General features: G+C 41.6%; 13 protein-coding genes and 1 riboswitch. Of the genes, 2 read left to right on the top strand and 11 right to left on the bottom strand.

Annotation, left to right across the window (positions count from 1 at the left end):
- Positions 1–600: 600 nt before the first annotated feature.
- The 6 genes from CYJ37_RS19755 to CYJ37_RS19730 all read right to left on the bottom strand — a co-directional run bounded on the left by CYJ37_RS19755 (position 601) and on the right by CYJ37_RS19730 (position 9,642).
- Positions 601–1,620: an HNH endonuclease gene (locus CYJ37_RS19755; RefSeq protein WP_101551267.1), complete on the bottom strand. Its 1,020-nt coding sequence runs from the start codon at positions 1,618–1,620 to the stop codon at positions 601–603.
- A gap of 232 nt (positions 1,621–1,852) precedes the next feature.
- A complete protein-coding gene (locus CYJ37_RS19750) occupies positions 1,853–2,932 on the bottom strand; it encodes a hypothetical protein (RefSeq protein WP_101551265.1) in 1,080 nt (359 codons plus the stop codon).
- 447 nt (positions 2,933–3,379) lie between these two features.
- Complete coding sequence (locus CYJ37_RS19745) at positions 3,380–4,399, bottom strand: ABC transporter permease (RefSeq protein WP_101551264.1); 1,020 nt, start codon at positions 4,397–4,399, stop codon at positions 3,380–3,382.
- Positions 4,368–5,906 (bottom strand): sugar ABC transporter ATP-binding protein, encoded by a 1,539-nt coding sequence (locus tag CYJ37_RS19740; RefSeq protein ID WP_180827388.1) that lies wholly within the window; start codon positions 5,904–5,906, stop codon positions 4,368–4,370. The genes CYJ37_RS19745 and CYJ37_RS19740 overlap by 32 nt, the downstream gene beginning before the upstream one ends.
- Positions 5,907–5,971: 65 nt before the next feature.
- On the bottom strand, positions 5,972–7,054 hold the full coding sequence (locus CYJ37_RS19735; protein WP_101551260.1) for a sugar ABC transporter substrate-binding protein: 1,083 nt from the start codon (positions 7,052–7,054) through the stop codon (positions 5,972–5,974).
- A gap of 144 nt (positions 7,055–7,198) precedes the next feature.
- A riboswitch (SAM riboswitch) is annotated at positions 7,199–7,364 on the bottom strand.
- A 541-nt stretch (positions 7,365–7,905) separates the two neighbouring features.
- The gene (locus tag CYJ37_RS19730) at positions 7,906–9,642 is read right to left on the bottom strand and encodes an ATP-dependent nuclease (protein WP_101551258.1); all 1,737 of its coding nucleotides are present in this window, start codon (positions 9,640–9,642) and stop codon (positions 7,906–7,908) included.
- 394 nt (positions 9,643–10,036) lie between these two features.
- Here CYJ37_RS19730 and CYJ37_RS19725 point away from each other — a divergent pair, with 394 nt between their 5' ends.
- The gene (locus CYJ37_RS19725) at positions 10,037–12,331 is read left to right on the top strand and encodes a restriction endonuclease (protein WP_101551255.1); all 2,295 of its coding nucleotides are present in this window, start codon (positions 10,037–10,039) and stop codon (positions 12,329–12,331) included.
- Between the two features lie 197 nt (positions 12,332–12,528).
- On the opposite strand, the gene rlmD is transcribed toward CYJ37_RS19725, so the two are convergent.
- The 5 genes from rlmD to CYJ37_RS19700 form a co-directional block, all read right to left on the bottom strand.
- The gene (gene rlmD, locus CYJ37_RS19720) at positions 12,529–13,923 is read right to left on the bottom strand and encodes a 23S rRNA (uracil(1939)-C(5))-methyltransferase RlmD (RefSeq protein WP_101551253.1); all 1,395 of its coding nucleotides are present in this window, start codon (positions 13,921–13,923) and stop codon (positions 12,529–12,531) included.
- A gap of 18 nt (positions 13,924–13,941) precedes the next feature.
- Positions 13,942–14,787: a DNA-3-methyladenine glycosylase family protein gene (locus CYJ37_RS19715; protein WP_180827403.1), complete on the bottom strand. Its 846-nt coding sequence runs from the start codon at positions 14,785–14,787 to the stop codon at positions 13,942–13,944.
- A gap of 113 nt (positions 14,788–14,900) precedes the next feature.
- Positions 14,901–15,698 (bottom strand): delta-lactam-biosynthetic de-N-acetylase, encoded by a 798-nt coding sequence (gene pdaA, locus CYJ37_RS19710; protein WP_101551249.1) that lies wholly within the window; start codon positions 15,696–15,698, stop codon positions 14,901–14,903.
- A 112-nt stretch (positions 15,699–15,810) separates the two neighbouring features.
- Positions 15,811–17,334, bottom strand: coding sequence for a fumarate hydratase (locus CYJ37_RS19705; protein ID WP_180827402.1), 1,524 nt, complete (start codon positions 17,332–17,334; stop codon positions 15,811–15,813).
- A 373-nt stretch (positions 17,335–17,707) separates the two neighbouring features.
- Positions 17,708–17,893 carry an SE1561 family protein gene (locus CYJ37_RS19700; RefSeq protein ID WP_009792096.1) on the bottom strand — a complete coding sequence of 62 codons (186 nt, stop codon included), beginning with the start codon at positions 17,891–17,893 and terminating at the stop codon, positions 17,708–17,710.
- Between the two features lie 179 nt (positions 17,894–18,072).
- On the opposite strand from CYJ37_RS19700, the gene CYJ37_RS19695 reads away from it, so the two are divergent.
- On the top strand, positions 18,073–18,582 hold the full coding sequence (locus CYJ37_RS19695; RefSeq protein WP_441296445.1) for a DUF421 domain-containing protein: 510 nt from the start codon (positions 18,073–18,075) through the stop codon (positions 18,580–18,582).
- Positions 18,583–18,585 lie beyond the last annotated feature (3 nt).

Raw genomic sequence — 18,585 nt, 5'->3', positions numbered from 1 at the left:
GGGGTGCCTAGTGAATTAAGAATGTTCACTTAGGTACCTCTTTTTTATAAAGGCTAACATTTTTGCATGAAATCTTTTTTTGATAAAAGCCCATCCAAACTAATGTTTGATGGGCCTTTATTTATATTCATATTAATTTGGAACCCCTTCAGCATGTGCTTCTGCGGAAACATATCCTCCGGCTTCATAGACTCCACTTTATATATACTTCAGACCCAGCACCATTCTTCGCCAATGTCAACGGGTTGCAGGACACATAAACAACTTTCTTAGGCTTCACTATCAAAGTTGGTTTCAGCTACGCCTGATCCAGCCTATACCTTGGCCGATTAACCACGATGAGTCCTTCCTAACAACTTATGTTTTCCATTTTGACAGCAGGACTTCAGCTTTGCCTGTTTCTTATTTAGCGTGTTTGATGTTTCGTTTTTCTTGGTGTCCGGGATAGGTTTTTGAATGACGTCAATGCCGTGGTCTTCACCTCTTTTACCGCGAGCAAAAAGAAGGTGCCTAAACTCTCAAACTCTTTTGTGCATCAACTAATGTGGAATCAGGCACCTATTTCGAAAATAAATATTTTATCATTCCAAAAAAAGAACGCTAGTACCTTTTTAAAATACGTTTTTTTAACTGCTCTACTGATAAATACATACCATTTTCCTTCCGATGAAGCATTGCATGGCAGTTCGGACAAACGGGGATTAAGTCAAGAATTGGATTTACTTCATAATCCTGTTGTATTTCATGAAGTGGAACTATGTGATGGACATGAATAAAGTCTTTTCCTACTCCTCCATATATAACTTCAAAATTCAAATTACAAACTTGGCATTGTAACCCATAATGTTCAATACACAGCTTCCGAGCGATAGGGTTACGCTCAAATACATTAACTGTTACTGATTTACGTTTCCCTTCTCCCAATGATTCAGGGACTTCATCGGGATAATAATCTTTTGTTAAATCATGTTTAAAGAATGACAAGATATAATCTCGTAGCTCTCCGGTAACTTTCTGTGGGCCTTGTATATTTCCTTTCACACCATTTTCACGTAAGTGAGCTAACAATAGTTCATTAGTATCGACTTGGTCGATTAAGCGAAAACATGACCAAGTCCAAGTTTTTGATTGTTTAAACTTTTCTTCATCTTTCCAGAAAGTTTTATTGATTTCAACTTCATGAGGTGGTACTAGTCCTTTAATGACCTCTACTTTATAGCATACTTTTTGCACATTATTAGAAAGGTATATAAATACAATGTCGCCATTTTCATAATTAGCTGATCGTCTCCAATGGATTTTGTCATAATAACTAAAAGCTCCTGCCAAGTCATATTCGTTTGGATTAGATGGAACTAACCAATAACGACGAGCATTGACATGCTCTCTCTCTTCAAGTTGCTTACGACGTTTAAAGGCAATTCGTTCAGGTGCAACAAATCTGTATTCTTCTTCTTTATGGTAATAAGGAATGTCATAAACATAACCTCGCTCAATTGCATTAAAGCTGGCATTTTTATTTTGTTGTAGATGTTTCGAAAGAAATTCTGCTGCTTTTTGAATATCTGTTGCTTCTAATATATTCTCATTGTTTCTATAAATAGTTATAGGGGTAGCCATATAGTTGCCTCCATTTTCTAAAGAAGGTGCCTGACCACTTTAAAGCATTAGCTAATGTGGGTTCAGGCACCTATTTTTCTTTGCAAAGTTATGCACTTTTATTTTGCATTAAACAACAGATTAGAGGTCAAAAAAACAAACGTAGTTACGCTCATTTAGTGTTTATCTTTATTTCTGAAAAACTGTTATTTCTAGTTTATCGTTTACAGGCCTCTATAATTGGTAGGAAATACTATTCTACACTACAACTTGTATAGCCATTTGAACTGATTACCCCTTGAAGTCTCCTGATAATTTCATCTCTATTCGGATTATGAGGAGAAACTTTGATTCTTGTCAATTTTGACGGGGCAAAAGGCAACTTTAGCCAATCAGAATCAACCAAAGCATCCCTGTTTTTTGGTATTGCTACTATTCTGGTTTCTGAATCCTTAATAAATTTGTTGTCTTTTAAAAAACATCCCATCAAATTTTGCTTAGTCTGTCCATTTAATTCATAATTTCCAGAATCTCTTATTATTTTTCTTTTGAAATGATCGTCTTTTTTTAAGTAGATTATCTTGCGCTCTGCTCTTTGTTCTACCATTAGTTTGTTTAAAAAACTTATTGCCTGCGTTACCTCAAAACGATTAGATTTCGTGAAATTAAACCTTTTGTTCCACTCTCTGACTTTAGGTAATAACGTTCTATTAAACTTGTAGAGTTGGTAACTAGCGGCTACTTTCCATGTTCTTAGAAACTCATGTACGTCTATATCCAGCTCATCTAAATTTTGCTCAATTCTATTGTTTAGTTGTTCTATCTCTTCATCAGATAAGAGAGATTCTTGGTAACTACTTTGAAGCTCCTCTAATTCGTGGGAGTTAAAGTATTCTACTTTTTCTTGTAAAAATATAGAGGATCGTACATTAGTTTTCACTAAAGGATCGTCACTAAACTCAAATGAAATGTCACCATATTCTTCATTATGGAATTCACTTTCTTCATTCTCCGTAAAACATATTAAATAAGTATGATCTCTAAGGATATCAGCCAAAGCCGCTCCATATGATATTCCTTCTAACCATTGAGCTTTATTTTGAGCTATTGTGGACACAACCGCCTCTATAGAAAGTTCTTCTTTATTTTTGTGTTGAAGGAATCTATCAAGAATTAGGTTAAGTTCACCCAAATAATGATATCTGTTAAACTCCCTCATATAATGAAGAACTTCTTCATTGTCGCTAGTTTTCCCTAAACTTTTTAGCCATAATTGCCCACTTTCTAGTATGCTCGTTGCAGAATCAACGTCTTTTGTATAATGAATTAACATTTATAAATCCCCCCTAACACCGCTCCGTTCACCAATCTCTGATAAGAAATCCTTTTTAAAACTACCTTTTTATCCCATTGTATCAACTATTTGTTAAGTTGAAAATCTCACTTTTGACTTTTTGTACTCGACACGGGCTGTCGCCGGCCACTCTGCTACCGACCGGGAAGGTCCAGGAACTCGAGAAATTGGGGGCAGGCATTGTAAGGGTTGAGGCACTATCTTTGAATATTAAGAAAAGAAACAAATAATTGTGCAGGGGTTTGTGCCACTACTTGAGGAATATCTGGCCAGTGAATGCACAAAAGACAGCAAATCAATGGGTGGCCACTAAACTGCTCCTTTCGTACATTAAAGCCTATTCTTCTATTAAGATTTACCTAAAGAAAGTGCCTGACCCCACATGCTTTAAAGCATTAACTAGTGTGGGGTCAGGCACCTATTTATCTAACTGGCACTCTTCACTTGTATTTTTGAATGCGCTGATTTTTTAGCACTGAGTCGGAAATAGGTGACCGTGAGTGCAAGGACGAGGACTGTGCCTTTTACAATTTCAAATGCGTAATATGGTAAATTCAGCATCGTCAGCCCGTTGAGGAGCACTCCTATTAAAGCTGCTCCAAAAAACGTGCCCAACGCATTGGGTTTTCCTGCTCCAAGAACAGAGAATCCGACGAAGACAGCGGCTACAGCCTCCATCAGCAAGGAAGCCCCGGAATCTATTTGTCCAGATCCAACCCTGGACGCAAAGAGAATCCCTGCCAAGGATGCAAAGATCCCGGATACTACATAAGCAAGGGTTTTCACCTTGTTCACATTGGTTCCTGACAACCGGGCTGCCTCTGCATTCCCCCCGGTCATATACAGGATTCTTCCCCACCGGGTTTTATTCAATACCACGTATACAGCAGCCACCAATATCAGCATTATGATCACGGGGACAGGAATTCCCCATAGTCTTCCCTGCCCAATCCAAAGGAAATTTGGATAGAACTCTCCAGGCGCTTTTCCTCCAGCTGTCAATTCCATGTGGCTGTAGATAGAATATCCCTCAGTGTATGTGCGGTGCAGGCCTGAAATGATATACATGACCCCTAAGGTTGCCAGCAGATCGGGTATTTTAATTTTTACAATAAGAAGGGAGTTAAACAGCCCCACCGCGGCGCCTGCCAAAATCGGAACGATCAGGACTAGCCAAAGCGGGAGCTCAAACCATACCATCAAAGAAGCTGTTAAGACCGTCGCAAGGGACATCGTGGATCCTACCGACAAATCAAATCCATCCACAATCAGGGTAAATGTCACTCCTAGAGCCAGCAGGGTGACAATGGAGATGGAACGCAGAATATCGGATATATTACCGTAAGAAAAAAATGCCGGATTTACGATGGTGAAATAAACCAAAATCAGAGCCATCAATAGGATGGCACCATATTTATATACAAACTGAAACACTCTGCTGCTCATCACTTTCCTCCTTTCCCCCGCTCGCATACAGCAGAATTTTTTCCTGTGTGGCCTCTTCCCTTGATAATTCTTTTACAATCATCCCGTCATACATCACTAAGATTCGGTCCGAGACAGTCAGGATTTCTGAAATTTCACTAGTCAGATAGAGAATACCCTTCCCCTGGTCGGCAAGGCTTTGGATAAGGTCGAAGATTTCCTTCTTTGCACCAATGTCCACACCTTTGGTCGGTTCATCGAAGATATAGAGGTCACTGTCTGCTCCTGTCCATTTTCCGATCGCCACCTTCTGCTGGTTTCCTCCGCTTAAATGGAGAACCGGATCAGTTGTCCCGCCTGTTTTAACACCCAGGTTCTTAATAATTTTTTCCGCGTGGCTTTTCTCCGATTTCTTATTCATGAAAAGAAAAGAGGAAAACGATTTTAGATGAGGGAAAGAAAGATTATGTTCAATCGACTCATTGATAAACAATCCCTCTTTCCTTCTTTCTTCCGGGATTAAAACAACACCGGCACGTATCGCATCAGCCGGGCTTTTAAAGGAACCTATTTCCCCATTCATCGTCATTTCACCTGATTCTGTTTTCGTAAGGCCGAACAAGATCCGCGCCAGCTCTGTTTTTCCTGCTCCAACCAGCCCTGCGACTCCTACTATCTCTCCTCTTGAAACCGAAAGACTGGCATTTTTCACTAAGCCGCCATCACTTATCCTATCGACTTCTAACAGTTTCTTCCCGGGTACCGTTTTTTGTTTTTCTGTGATTTGAATGTCTTTGCCAAGCATCGCCTCGACAATTTCCTGATGGGTAGCTTGTGTTGTTTTAAAGGTCTGAATGGTTTCTCCGTCTCTCATGACGGTAATCCGGTCACTTATTTCAAATACTTCCGGCAGCCGGTGGGAAATGAAGATGATGCCCATCCCCTGCGCCTTCAGCTTTCTCACAATGTCAAAAAGATACTTTGTTTCCTCGATCGACAGCGGGGCAGTCGGTTCATCCAAAATGATGATGCCCGCCTCTTTGACCAGGCCTCTGGCGATCAGTACCATTTGCTTTTGAGCAAGGGTCAACTCAGAGACATATTGGTCTACAGCTATTTGCTCTTCATTCAGGAGAGCAAGAATTTCTTCTGCTTTTCGCTTCAGCTCCTTTTTTGAGACGAAAAAACGGTTTCCTCCGGCAAAGGAATCAAGCAGAATATTCTCCGCCACTGTCAGCTGCGGCACCAATGCTGTATCCACCTCCTGGTAAACACAGTGGATGCCCAGATCCTTCGCCTCTTTTGGTGAATGGATCGTGACTGGCTTTCCGTTAAGATAAATATCGCCTTCATCATGGCTGTAAGCACCCGCCAAAATTTTAATTAGCGTACTTTTACCCGCACCATTGGCTCCCAATAAAGCATGTACTTCTCCAGAGGCCAAATGCAGTCCAGCTTCCTTCAAGACCCTTGCAGCACCAAAGCTCTTGGATATATTTCTCATGTCAAGTAGTGATGCACCCATCATGCTCCCTCCTTTAAAAAGGAAAACATCAGGCGGCCTTTAACCTAAGGCTGCCTAATGTCCCTCTGTTATTTCCCTTCTTCCAATGCCTTCAGGGTTTCGGTATATCCCTGGTCGCTGTTGCCCCATCCTTCCACGTATTCATTCAGCTCCGTGGTTGTGATTTGCTCTTCCGGGAGGTCCTCTTTTGATACGAACACCGGTGTTAATTTAACATTGTCAGGAGTCTCTTCTCCGGATAATTTTTGATAGGCATAGCGAACCTGAATTCTGCCAATATCCTTTGGATCAACAGCTGCAGTTGCCACCCAAGGAGAATTCTTGTCCTGAATCATTTGCAGGTCTTCATCACTCATATCGATTCCGTACACTTTGATATCTGTCCGGCCGGCCTGCTGAATAGCACGAACGGCTCCTTTGGCAAATTCATCCCATGCTGCCCAAACCGCTGTAATCTGCCCTTTCTCCGGATACTGCTTTAAAATGGCTTCCATTTGTGACTGAGTATCCAATGCTGTATTCTGCGTCGCTGCTCCAAATGCGGCGACCTCTTTAATCCCCGGATTCTGTTCAAGGAATTCCTTATAGGCGACTTGTCTTCGCTCCATCGGCGCAAAGCCGGCTACCCATATTTTAACGATATTTGCATTTCCATCTGAGTCCTCAGCCAGTCTCTCAAGAGTGCTTTTTGCCATCTGCTGATCACCCTGCTCAAGCACGGTCACACCCGGTTCACTAACCTCGGCGTCAAAGGCAACCACTGGGATTTCTTTCTCGACCGCCTTTTGGACGCCGGCCGCCAATGATTCTTTCGTACCATGGTCTATTAAAATAGCATCAAACCCCTGGTTGATCGCTGCGTCCAGGTTTGAAGACATCTTCGCCAGGTCACCATCAGAAGTAAAAACTGTGGTAGTTCCGCCGAATTTCGTAACCTGCTCCTTCACACCGTCAATATATTGAGCAGAAAATGTACCAAGATTCTGCTGCATAATTAATGCGATCTTTTTATCGGCAAGCTGGTTATCACCATTGGTTTTATCGGCCGCCGCCTCTCCCTCGGTGCTGACGCCTGTCTTTGGCTGGCACCCTGCTGTAAGCAGGATAACGACAAAAATACTTAATAGAAAGCTCCACTTTTTATTCTTCATTTTCTCTCTCCATTATTGTTTTTTTTTATGCTTTTGCTTTGAACCCTTTGATGCTGACCTGTGTATCACTCCTTTTATGACATAGAAAAGCCTCTTTCTACGTAGAGAAAGAGGCTGAAGATTATGTATATCGAATCTCCACACCTCTTATCTCCCAGAAAAGAAAAATCTCCTCTGTTGGAATTAGCACCGTGCCTTAAAGGTATTTACATACCGGCGCAAATCTTGCTAGCGCCCCGTTTCACAACGGAATTACGGTCGGTTGCTGGGCTTCATCGGGCCAAATCCCTCCGCCTGCTCTCGATAAGAGTTGAAAGCTTGCTATTAATTTTGATTACCTGTGCTGAATATTATCATCAAAATTAAATGTACGCAATATGTTTTTTTAATTTTGTAAATTTTTATAACAGGAGTATATGTGGAACTGGCCCTGAAATTTAAGATAAGCACTGGTTAGCGAAAAGAATCGTTGTAGGATTAGGTGCTTGACCTCACACACTTTAGAAAGAAAGTGCCTGACCCCACACACCGTAAAGCATTAGCGAATGGGGTGGCAGGCACCTACTTCCAGCTACCAAGAGCTTCTATTATTTTGTATATTGTAAGAGTCTTTGCATTTACGAAGGTTATCTCAATTGAACACAATTTGTCATTGGGTAAAATTAATCAATTGGAATGTGTCAGTAAACTTCCTTAAGTGGAGTCTATCAGATTGGCTCCTCCAGTCCAAAGAAAGAAGCTACTCTTATAAGAAAGCCACTATCGAAACTAATTGAGTAAGTTGTCCAGCACATAAAAGATTACTTTGCTCTGAGAGCTTCACAGCAATATACTTTAAGGAAACCAGCTCATTATTTATTCTGTGATTGAGAAACCACTTTTTCTTCTTGTTTATTCTTCTCCGCTTCTTTTTTCTTCTCTTCCATTTCTTCATCAATTTTTTGTTCTATCAACAAAGCAAATAGTTTCTCATAATCTTCTTCACTGTTTATTCTAAGGAATCCTTCATGTAAAGCTTTCTCATTATCTCGGTTTATTACTTGTTCAAATAAATTCCCTACTATCCGCCTAGCTTTAGCAAATTCATCTGTATCGGAGGTCCCGTGTAATATTTTATATATAGTTTGCGTTTTTTTATCATTTGAAACATCTCCAATGCCTATGGCATTTTCAAAGTTTGCTATTGAACCGAAAACCCTTATATTACTACCTTCTTTAAGTTTAATTATTTTTTTACACTTCGTCAGTTGACCTTTTAATGTTGAAGAGGAATGTTTTCTATGATTATCTACATCATGTAATACATCATAATTAGAATTAAACTGGTTAAGAATTTTCATCAAGGTTCCGATTGTATCTTTACCTCTAGCACGAATTATGTGCAAGTTTTCATTCTTCTCCTTTGCTAGATGTTTAAAGGCTATATACTCAGTATCCCCTTCAACAATAATAATTCTATCTGCAAAGAAAAATTCATTCACATAAGAGTCTACATAGTTTAAAAGTTTCATATTTTTAATATCATCATCATCAAATTTGTCTCTTTCAGACTTATATAATTGAATCGCTTCTTTTTCACCAACACGGAAAACTTGAATCGACGTATGGTTCTCTGATAAATCTATAAGTATTGGTGAATGGGTAGAAATCATGAGCGGCATTTTCTCACCAATTTTATAAAGAGAACGACTTAGTGCTCGAACCGCTTCTGGATGCAAGAAAGCTTCTGGTTCATCTATCAATAGTAACTTATTGTCACCTATGCCCATAAGTTTTTTCTCTATCATGTTTTGAATGAGATAAATTAAACTCATCCGCTGCAAGCCAGTTCCTTGATTTGATAATGGCATTTCAGTTTGCTTTGAATTATCAATATGAACACTTGAATTTGTAGACTTTAGTATGTCAGATGAAGAAAATCCGTTACTTTCTCCACCTACTACCTTTAAAGATAAATGTTCATTCGAAAATAAAGTCTTTAAGTTATCAGAAACATCACTACTTACTTGTTCAAGTACTCTATCTGTATTTAATTTAATTTTTCTTAAAAACTCTGGATACGACTTTTTGAGTTGAGCATACTCTTCCGCTAGTTTTTTTTCTTCAACGTCACCATCATTTCCCTCAAGTTTTTCTAAATTATTTTTAAGAATCTCTGAATAAATATTTTGAATTAGATCGTTAATGTCATCTGGTAACATAGCAGGGGTTATGTAAAAAGGTTGAATGTTTAAAATCTCATCTAGTTTAGGTTTTAATTCATGACTTGCTTTAATTTCAACATCGGTTTCATCATAAAACTTAGGAGTTGTTCCCTCGTTATATTTCTTTTTGATGGTGACTTTATCCTCACCAGACTCAAAAACAGCTTGTAGCACAATTTCTTTATTCGCTTCCGAGAAGCAATCATTAGAAATAGCATTAGTTTTAGATGCTTTTTGAAAGAAACAGTTGATAGCTTCTAATATTGTAGATTTACCCGTATTATTTCTACCAGTTAAAATAGCAACTGAGTCTTTTAAAAAATCAATGGTAAAGGTATTTTTAAACACCTTATAACCTGTAACACTAAATTTAATTAATTTCATCTGTTATTCCCCCTAAGTATCTTAGTTATAATTTTACCATAAATATCCTATTTTTAGGGGGTACGTTTTTGCAAATAATGATTTAATAGAAATAAGATAGACAAGCGAAATATACTTTATTTATATTCTTAAGGGATTTTTATTCTTTTTGCAGCTGAGAATGAAATACTCCTCCGATTAATCCGGAAAACCACATACGATGAAGCTTACCCACATGGGTATACAACTTCAAATCCTCTGATCGGTATATGTAAAGATTACTATATATATTATTATATTCCAAATTGAGGTAAAATATTATTATTATCCATCATTTTCAAATTTAAAAATTATATTATAGCGCTTATTTCATTTATATTTTATATACAGTAGTAGGATTGAAAGAAGGGAAAAAATGTTTGATTATTCAAATTTAAGTGATAATGAGTTCGAAAAATTATGTAGCGATGTTCTTAGTAGGGAGCTCAATTTACATCTCAGATATTTTTCTCCAGGTAGAGATGGAGGTATTGATTTAGTAGACACTATTGATAATAATATTGTAGTTCAGATAAAGCATTATTCAAGAAGTACATATAGTTCACTGCGGACTTCCTTAAAAAAAGAATTAGAAAAAATCGAGAAAATGACTCCGAGGCCCAAAAAGTATTACATATGCACTTCTTTAGAACTTACACATAGCAATATAAAAGAAATTTATGACTTGTTTTCTGATTATATGGAAAGTGACAAAAATATCTATACAAAAATCGAACTAGATAAATTCTTAGCTAACTCAAAAAATCAGGATATATTAAAGAAGAACTTCAAACTGTGGCTGGTAGCCGATCAGCAATTAACACAGGTGATCAACAGAAGTGTTTTTATTGATGGAGAAGTATTATTAGATGATCTAGAGAGTAATTTTAAGTACTTTGTACCAACAAAGTTATTTAACGACTGTATAGAGATACTTCAAAAAAACAGAAAGGTAATGCTTATCGGTCAACCTGGAGTAGGTAAGTCTATTACTTCAAAAATGTTAACTTTTTATTTTGTAAAACACGGCTATCAGGTAAGATACACAACTAACGGAGATATCAGTAACTTAAAGGCTTCTTTGAATGAAAATAAGGAAGTAAAAGAGTTAATTTATATAGACGATTGTTTTGGTCAATATTATTTCAAATTGAAGGATTGGCAAGATGAGGAATTAATAAGTTTAATGAAATATATAAGCATACATGAAAACAAGATGCTTATTTTAAATACCCGAATAACAATTTTTAATGAAGCCCAAGGAATGTCTAGAAAGCTGCGAGAATATTATGATGCTGACAAACTAAAAATCAAAGTAATTGATATGAATGAAATAGATAAAGAAGAAAAGGCAGAAATTTTTTTCAATCATTTGTTAAAAAATAAAATACCAAAAAATCACTATTTATCTATCCAGAAAAACAAAAGCTATAGGAAAATTATTAATCATAGAAATTACAATCCACGAATAATAGAATATGTAACACATGAAAAAAGATATTCAAAGGTAAATGCTGATGAATACTCTATGTATATTATGCAGACACTCGACCGACCAGAAGAGGTTTGGTCCGAAGAATTTAATTATGGATTATCAATTGAAGATAGAATGTTCAAGTTTACTCTATTTTCTTTAACTGATACCCAAGTAGATATAAAAATATTAGAAGAATGTTTCGTAAAAAGAATTAAAAATGAATCCCAGCTAGATCATACAATCAATCATTTTTTGGAGTGTAAAAAAAGACTATCAAACTCTTTAATAAATATTTTTGATATAGATAGTCTTGAAATGATAGGAGTAATAAATCCATCTGTTAATGATTATATGAAATATATTATTACTGAAAATACGCCTCTTAAAGAATCAATAATAAATAATGCCATTTATATTGAACAGCTAGAAAAATTGTCTAATGATAGCAACAGTCTCATTCGGAATATGGTATATAGTGGAGAAATCCTTAATTTGAAAAGCTTTAATAACAAAATTTATGTTTATATAGCATATATGGTTACACAAGAAGAGTGGTTATTAGAAAAGTACAAACAAATAATAATGGAAGCTATAGATTCTTTTCAATCAGCAGAGGTAATAAATAACAAGAGAGTTCAAAAAATATCTATCCTTGCTAGACTATTTGGAAACAAAAAACTTTTTTATTTTTACGGTTTTGATAATGCTTTTAAAGAATATCAATTTAGAAACTCAATAATTTCTAGTCTGGACCTAGAGGATTATGTTGAACTGATGGAATTATTTCAACAATATGAAGATTCGTTTTCATTTATATATGAGGATTTAGTGGAATCATTGGTAGGAAAAGTTGAAGAATATGTTGAGGAATTGGATATATTTGAATATATTAGTGATAATATTGATCATATTAATTTTGACAGTGCGAATTACCTGGGGAAGTTTTCAAAATATATTATTGAAAAAATAAACGGGGATGTGTGGGACATATTACCTTACATCAATAATGAGGGTATTGAAGAGGAGATACAAGAAACCTTAAACAATCTCTTAGATAGTGATGAGATAGAATCATTAACCATTGACTTTCTTCGAGAAGATCAAGATGATGAAAGAGAATTTTATAAAGGTGAAAGTTATGATCGTGCTACAATTGATATAGTAGATATTATTTTTAATAGAGAAATAATATAAAATATTCCTTTAATATTATCTTCACCATTTTCCAAATCTTACTAAGAAAAGGCTTGTATGGTTTCATACAAGCCTTTTATCTTAACCAAAACCTCATTTACTAACGATAAGGTTCATCGTTAGTAATCCTAAACAAAAGAATTTCTACCATCGCTACACTTAACAATGTATCTGATTAATATAAACCAGAAACCTAATCAGGAACCTGCTCCACTCCTCAATACTAATTCACTTACCACTTCAACATGCGCCGTCTGCGGAAACATATCCACCGGCTGCATATACTCCACTTTATACTCCGGATCCAGCACGGCAATATCCTTCGCCAATGTCGACGGATTGCAGGATACATAAACAACCTTCTTAGGCTTAACCTTCAAAATCGTTTTCAGCAGAGCCTGGTCGAGCCCTGTCCTCGGCGGATCTACCACGATAACGTCCGGTCTCCAGCCTTCTTTCATCCACTTCGGAAGCAGGACTTCGGCTTTGCCTGTTTCGTATTTGGCGTGTTGGATGTTGTTGCGGGCGGCGTTTTTCTTGGCGTCCTGGATGGATTCGGGAATGATGTCCATGCCGCGGATTTCGCCTGCCTGTCCGGCGAGCCAGAGGCCGATGGTGCCTACGCCGCAGTAGGCGTCAGCGACTTTTTCTTTGCCTGTGAGGCTGGCGGCTTTTTTGACTTCGTTATAGAGCTTGACGGTCTGCTCGGGGTTGAGCTGGAAGAAGGTCCGGGCAGAGAGCTCGAAGGAGAGGTCCCCGAGTGTTTCCTGGATGTATTCTTCCCCGTGCATATGGCGCGTTTCTTTTCCGAAAATCAGTGATGTTTTCTCGCCGTTGATGTTTTGCATGATTGATTTGACCTGCGGCAGCCTTTTGGTGATTTCTGTGATGAGCTGCTCTTTTTTCGGCAGGTCTTTCGTTGATGTGATGATGACGATCTGGAGCTCGCCGCTCTGGATGCCGGTCCGGGCCATGATGGTGCGGACGGTTCCTTTTTTCGTCTTTTCGTTGTAGACAGTGATGCCGAGCTTGTTCATGACCTTTTTGACGACACCGATCGCTTTGTTCGTGTGCGGATGCTGCACAACGCATTGCGGGATGTTGATCAGGTTATGGGAGTTGAGCCCATAGAGGCCGGCGATGACTTTTCCATCCTCCTGGCCGACCTGGAAGGCCGCTTTGTTGCGGTAGTTCCACGGGTCCTCCATGCCGATCGTGTCGCGGATATCGAGCCCTGCAACCGGAAGCTTAGTATGGCGCTCGAGTGCCTGGATGACGATGTCGCGCTTTTCCTGCAGCTGCCGGTCATAGCGGAGATGCTGCAGCTGGCAGCCGCCGCACAGCTCATAGACCGGGCATGGCGCCTGGACGCGGTACTCGGACTCTTTGCGGATCGTTTTGATTTTCGCTTCGGCGAACTTCGGGCTCACCTTTGTGGCTTCGACGACGACCTCTTCGCCAGGCAGCGCGCCTGGTACGAAGACGACCTGTCTTTTAAAATAGCCGACGCCCTCGCCATTGATGCCGAGCCGCTTGATTGTGAGCGGGAAGGTCTGTTTTTCTTCTATTTTCACGGTTTGTTCGTTTTTCATCGTGCTGCTTCACTCCATTTATTCAATGCTTCGCCAGAGATACAGGGAAGCATAGGTTAGATATGGATCCCACCCTAGCGTATATTCGTCCATCTGCTCGTGGGTCGGTTTTGCTTCAAGCTTATATAATTTCTTCAGGGCATTTTGCAGCCCGATATCTGCCTTCGGGAAAAGGTTCTGGCGGCCGAGTCCGAACATCAGGAAGTTCTGGACCGTCCATGGGCCGATGCCGCGGATTTTGATGAGCTTTTTCATGATGTTTTCATCCGGCTCTTCTGCCAGCTCCTCAAGATTCAATCTTCCCTCGGTGATTTCCTGTGAGAGGCCGATGGTGTACTCGGCTTTCCTGCCGCTGAACTGGAGCTCGCGGAGCTGTTCCACTGTCAGGGCGGCCACTGTTTCCGGACGCGGATAGAACCAGACGCCGTCTTTTTGAAAACCGAATGTCTCGACAAACCGCTTCGTCAGTGTGAAGGCAAATGACAGGTTGAGCTGCTGGTGGATGATGCATTTCAGCAGGCAGCCGTACGGATCGAAATCCAGCACAACCGGTGTGCCGTAATGCTCGTCAAAAATCGCCTTCAGCTCTGTGCCCTGGAAATGGGTATGGATATCCTCAAGCGGGATATGCCATTGAAAGATCTGCGCCAGGCGCTCTTCCGCTTTTTCTTTATGTTTTCCCTCTATGCCGTTTATGATGAATTCGGGATGCTCAGTGGTTCCCGTCGCTGTCACCTCGGCAGCGATCGGTTCATTTTCAATCATCAAAGGAACCTTCACACTCCGCTTTTCCTTGTCAACAGCATGAAGCGGATCAAGCGAAAGCCTGTCCAATACAAGATCAAAGTTATAAGGTCCTTTCATTTGAAAAATAGCCAACTAGCATCCATCCCTTGTGTTTTTACCCTTATTATAACACTTGGGATTATGCTGCTCCCAAGAAACAAGCCCAAATCCATGATGATTTGGGCAGGTGTCTAGTACAGCATATCATGTTCGAACGCTTTATTCATCTCCAATTGATCAAGGCTTTTAAACGTATAGCCCCTTTTCTTCAGATCCTGGATCGCTTTTTCCAGTGCATCGGCATTGTCCTTTGAGACGGTATGCAGCAGGAGGATGCAGCCGGGGTGGATCTGCTTCATGATATTGTTATAGGAATATTCCCAGCCCTTCTGTGCGTCCCTGTGCCAGTCAACGAAGGCAAGTGACCAGAATACATGGGTATAGCCCTGCTTTTTCGCAAGGTCAAGTGTGCGCTCGCTGAAAATCCCGCGCGGCGGCCTCAGGTAGGCCATCTGCTTGACGCCTGTCAGCTCCTCCGTTTTGGCACGGACCATCTCCAGCTCCTTCGCCAGCTTCTCATCGCTGATCCGCGTCATATCCGGGTGGTGCCAGGAGTGGTTGCCGACAATATGGCCTTCCTTCGCCATCCGCTTGACAAGGTCCGGGGCGCTGTTCAAATAATGGCCTGTCACAAAAAAGGCGGCCGGCACCTGTTCTTTTTTCAAAACGTCAAGAACCTTCTCGGTATAGCCGTTTTCATAGCCGTTATCGAATGTCAGGTAAATATCCTTCTTGCTTGTATCCCCTTTATAATAAGACCCATACCGCTCCAGCAGATCATCGAGCGGCTTGCCTGCCTCGGCCGGCACCTCGTTGCTTGCCTTCTTGAAGCCCCAGTGAATCGGCGAATTGGCGGTCCCTGCATGGGCAGAAGCACTCCCCGCGAAAAAAAGCACAAGGGCCAGCATCAGCTGCTTCCAGTATCTCATCCCATTTCCTCCTTTAAACCTTTTAGGTTTAGTGTTTGTGAAAATGGGCGGGAGCATTCTGTCAAACATTAGAAAAAGCGGGAAGCACCTGGCTCCCCGCTTTCTTTTCTTATTAGTAAACCCGTTCTTTGAATTGGGACAGTTTTTCAAGTGAAGACTTATCCACATCCTGGTGGAGGCTGTTGCCGTGTGAGTCCATCGTTACGACGGCTGTGAAGCCTTCAACCTTCAGATGCCACATCGCTTCCGGAATGCCGAATTCCATCAGGTCGACGCCTTCGACTTTTTTGATGCAGTCAGCATAATACTGGGCTGCGCCGCCGATGGCGTTGAGGTAGACGCCGCCATGCTCCTGGAGGGCTGCCAGTGTTTTCGGCCCCATTCCGCCTTTGCCGATCACGGCGCGGATGCCGAATTTTTTCATAATATCGCCCTGGTAAGGCTCCTCGCGGATGCTTGTCGTCGGGCCAGCCGCTTTGACATGCCATTCGCCTGCTTCGTCCTTCATCATGACCGGACCGCAGTGGTAGATCACCTGGCCATTGAGGTCGACCGGTGCATCATGGTCCATCAGATGGTGATGGATTGCGTCACGGCCGGTGTACATCATGCCGTTGATCTGTACGACATCGCCGACATTAAGAGCGCGGATCTGCTCTTCCGTGATTGGCGCCTGCAGCGTCACCACTTGCTGAGCGGTTTCTTCTACAGCAGCCGCTGTTTCAAGCTCAGCTTCTGTCGGAGCGAAATCGATCTTCTCGCCTTCCTGGTACATCCACTCATTGATCTCGCCTGTTGCAGGAGAAATGCTGATGCCGAGACGGCGGAATGCCCAGCAGTTGTACGCGACAGATACGAAGAAGCTGGCCGGGATGCGGTTCATGACACCGATTTTGCAGCCGAGCAAGGTTGTTTCGCCGCCGAAGCCCATTGTGCCGATGCCAAGCTTGTTGGCATTTTCGAGTACATATTCTTCAACCTTCTGCAGGTCCGGATGCGGGTTCACATCATCCACGGAACGGAACAGCTGCTCTTTGGCAAGGTCATAGCCTGAAGAGCGGTCGCCGCCGATGCCGACGCCGATGAAGCCGGCGCTGCAGCCCTGTCCCTGTGCCTGGTACACAGAATGCAGGATGCACTTGCGGATGCCGTCCAGATCGCGGCCCGCGCGGCCCAGTCCGTCCAGCTCGCATGGAAGGCTGTACTGGATATTTTTATTTTCACAGCCGCCGCCCTTTAAAATCAGGCGCGCGTCGATATAATCTTTTTCCCATTGCTCAAACTTGATGACCGGAGTCCCGGCGCCAAGATTGTCCCCGCTGTTGTCTCCTGTGAGCGAATCAACAGAGTTCGGGCGCAGCTTCCCGTTTTTCGTTGCAAGGGCGATTGCGTTCTTGATCGCTTCCTTGATTTCCAGCTGGTTCACACCGACCGGCGTCTTGATTTTAAAAGTCGGCAAACCTGTATCCTGGCAGATCGGCGATACATTATCGTCCGCCATCTTAATATTATTCGTAATCGTCCCAAGGCTCATCGCCGAACGCGTGCCGGCACTCTCGCGCTCCTTCGCACTCTTGATCGCGCGGCGCACATCCTTCGGCAGGTTCGTAGAAGTCTCCACAATCAACTGGTACATGCTTTCCTGTAATGTCTCGAAATTCACAGCAAGATCCCCTTCCCTTTCGTTCCCCTCAAAAATCTTCTGTTTCTGTACGAATTTTCACGATTTTATTATACTCCTATCCTTTGGTGATTTAAAGAGGGAGGTGAAATCGGTTACAGGGGAGGTTTTGGTGGGCGGCGGGGTGTGGTGCGGGGGGCGATATTTGCGGGATTTGCGTTTTATTTGCGAGTTTCAGGATATATTTGCGACTTTTCATTTATATTTGCGAGTTCTGGTTTTTATTTGCGACTTCAACCACATCGCGGCCTTCAACCTTCTTTTTGCGACCAGCCCTCTGACAGCACACAGCCCAAAACAAAAAGAGCCCCCAAACCAGGGCTCCCTCCTACTCTTCGCGGTTATTAAATTCTTTACACTTAGATTCCAGTTCGTCGATCATCTCGATCAGACGGTCTATGTCTTCAAGCTCTGTGTCCTCTGGATCTATCGCATCCAGGACATCCATGAACATATTTAAGCGGTGCTTCAGGAATGTTACCTGCTGGTTTTTATCTTGTATTGGACTGCCCAAAGCAATCTCTCCTTTCATACCGGTGCCTGTCGCAGGCACCCGAAATGCTCTTTTTACTTTACCGGAAAAGTCGATTTTTCGCAAATGCTGACGGTTTTTAGTATATCCCAAACCTTTCGGATGTTTCAGCGGCAATCTGGGAGGAAAAAGGCTAAGTAAAGATTCCTGGGAGGTATATGATGTTTTTTAACAGCTGGGATAATATATACAGAACGGTGATCGTCGGGATATGCAGCTATCTTCTGCTCATTCTGGTGCTCCGTATTTCAGGAAAGCGGACCCTGTCCAAGATGAATGCCTTCGACCTGATTGTGACGGTTGCACTTGGTTCAACGCTCGCCACCATCCTGTTGAATAAAAAAGTGGCATTAACCGAAGGGTTTGTCGCCTTTTGCGTCCTCATCGGGCTTCAATATCTGGTGGCCTGGACCTCTGTCCATAGCAAGACCGTAAGCAAGCTGATCAAATCGAATCCGACGCTTTTATACTATAAAGGCAGCTATCTTCGCGATGAAATGAAGAAAGAGCGTGTTCTGGAAGTGGAGATCCTCCAGGCCGCAAGAAGCCAGGGCCTCTCCTCGCTTGAACAAGCAGAAGCGGTTGTGCTCGAGTCCGACGGATCTTTTTCGGTCATTAAGAAGTCGGATAAAGAGGAATCCTCCACCCTGCAGAACATCAGCAAAAAATAACAG

This window comes from Bacillus sp. UMB0728 (assembly GCF_002858875.1).
Lineage (GTDB): Bacteria > Bacillota > Bacilli > Bacillales > Cytobacillaceae > Bacillus_AB > Bacillus_AB infantis.
The sequence above is the reverse complement of the archived record's forward strand: the minus strand, read 5'-3'. Positions and strand labels throughout refer to the sequence as shown.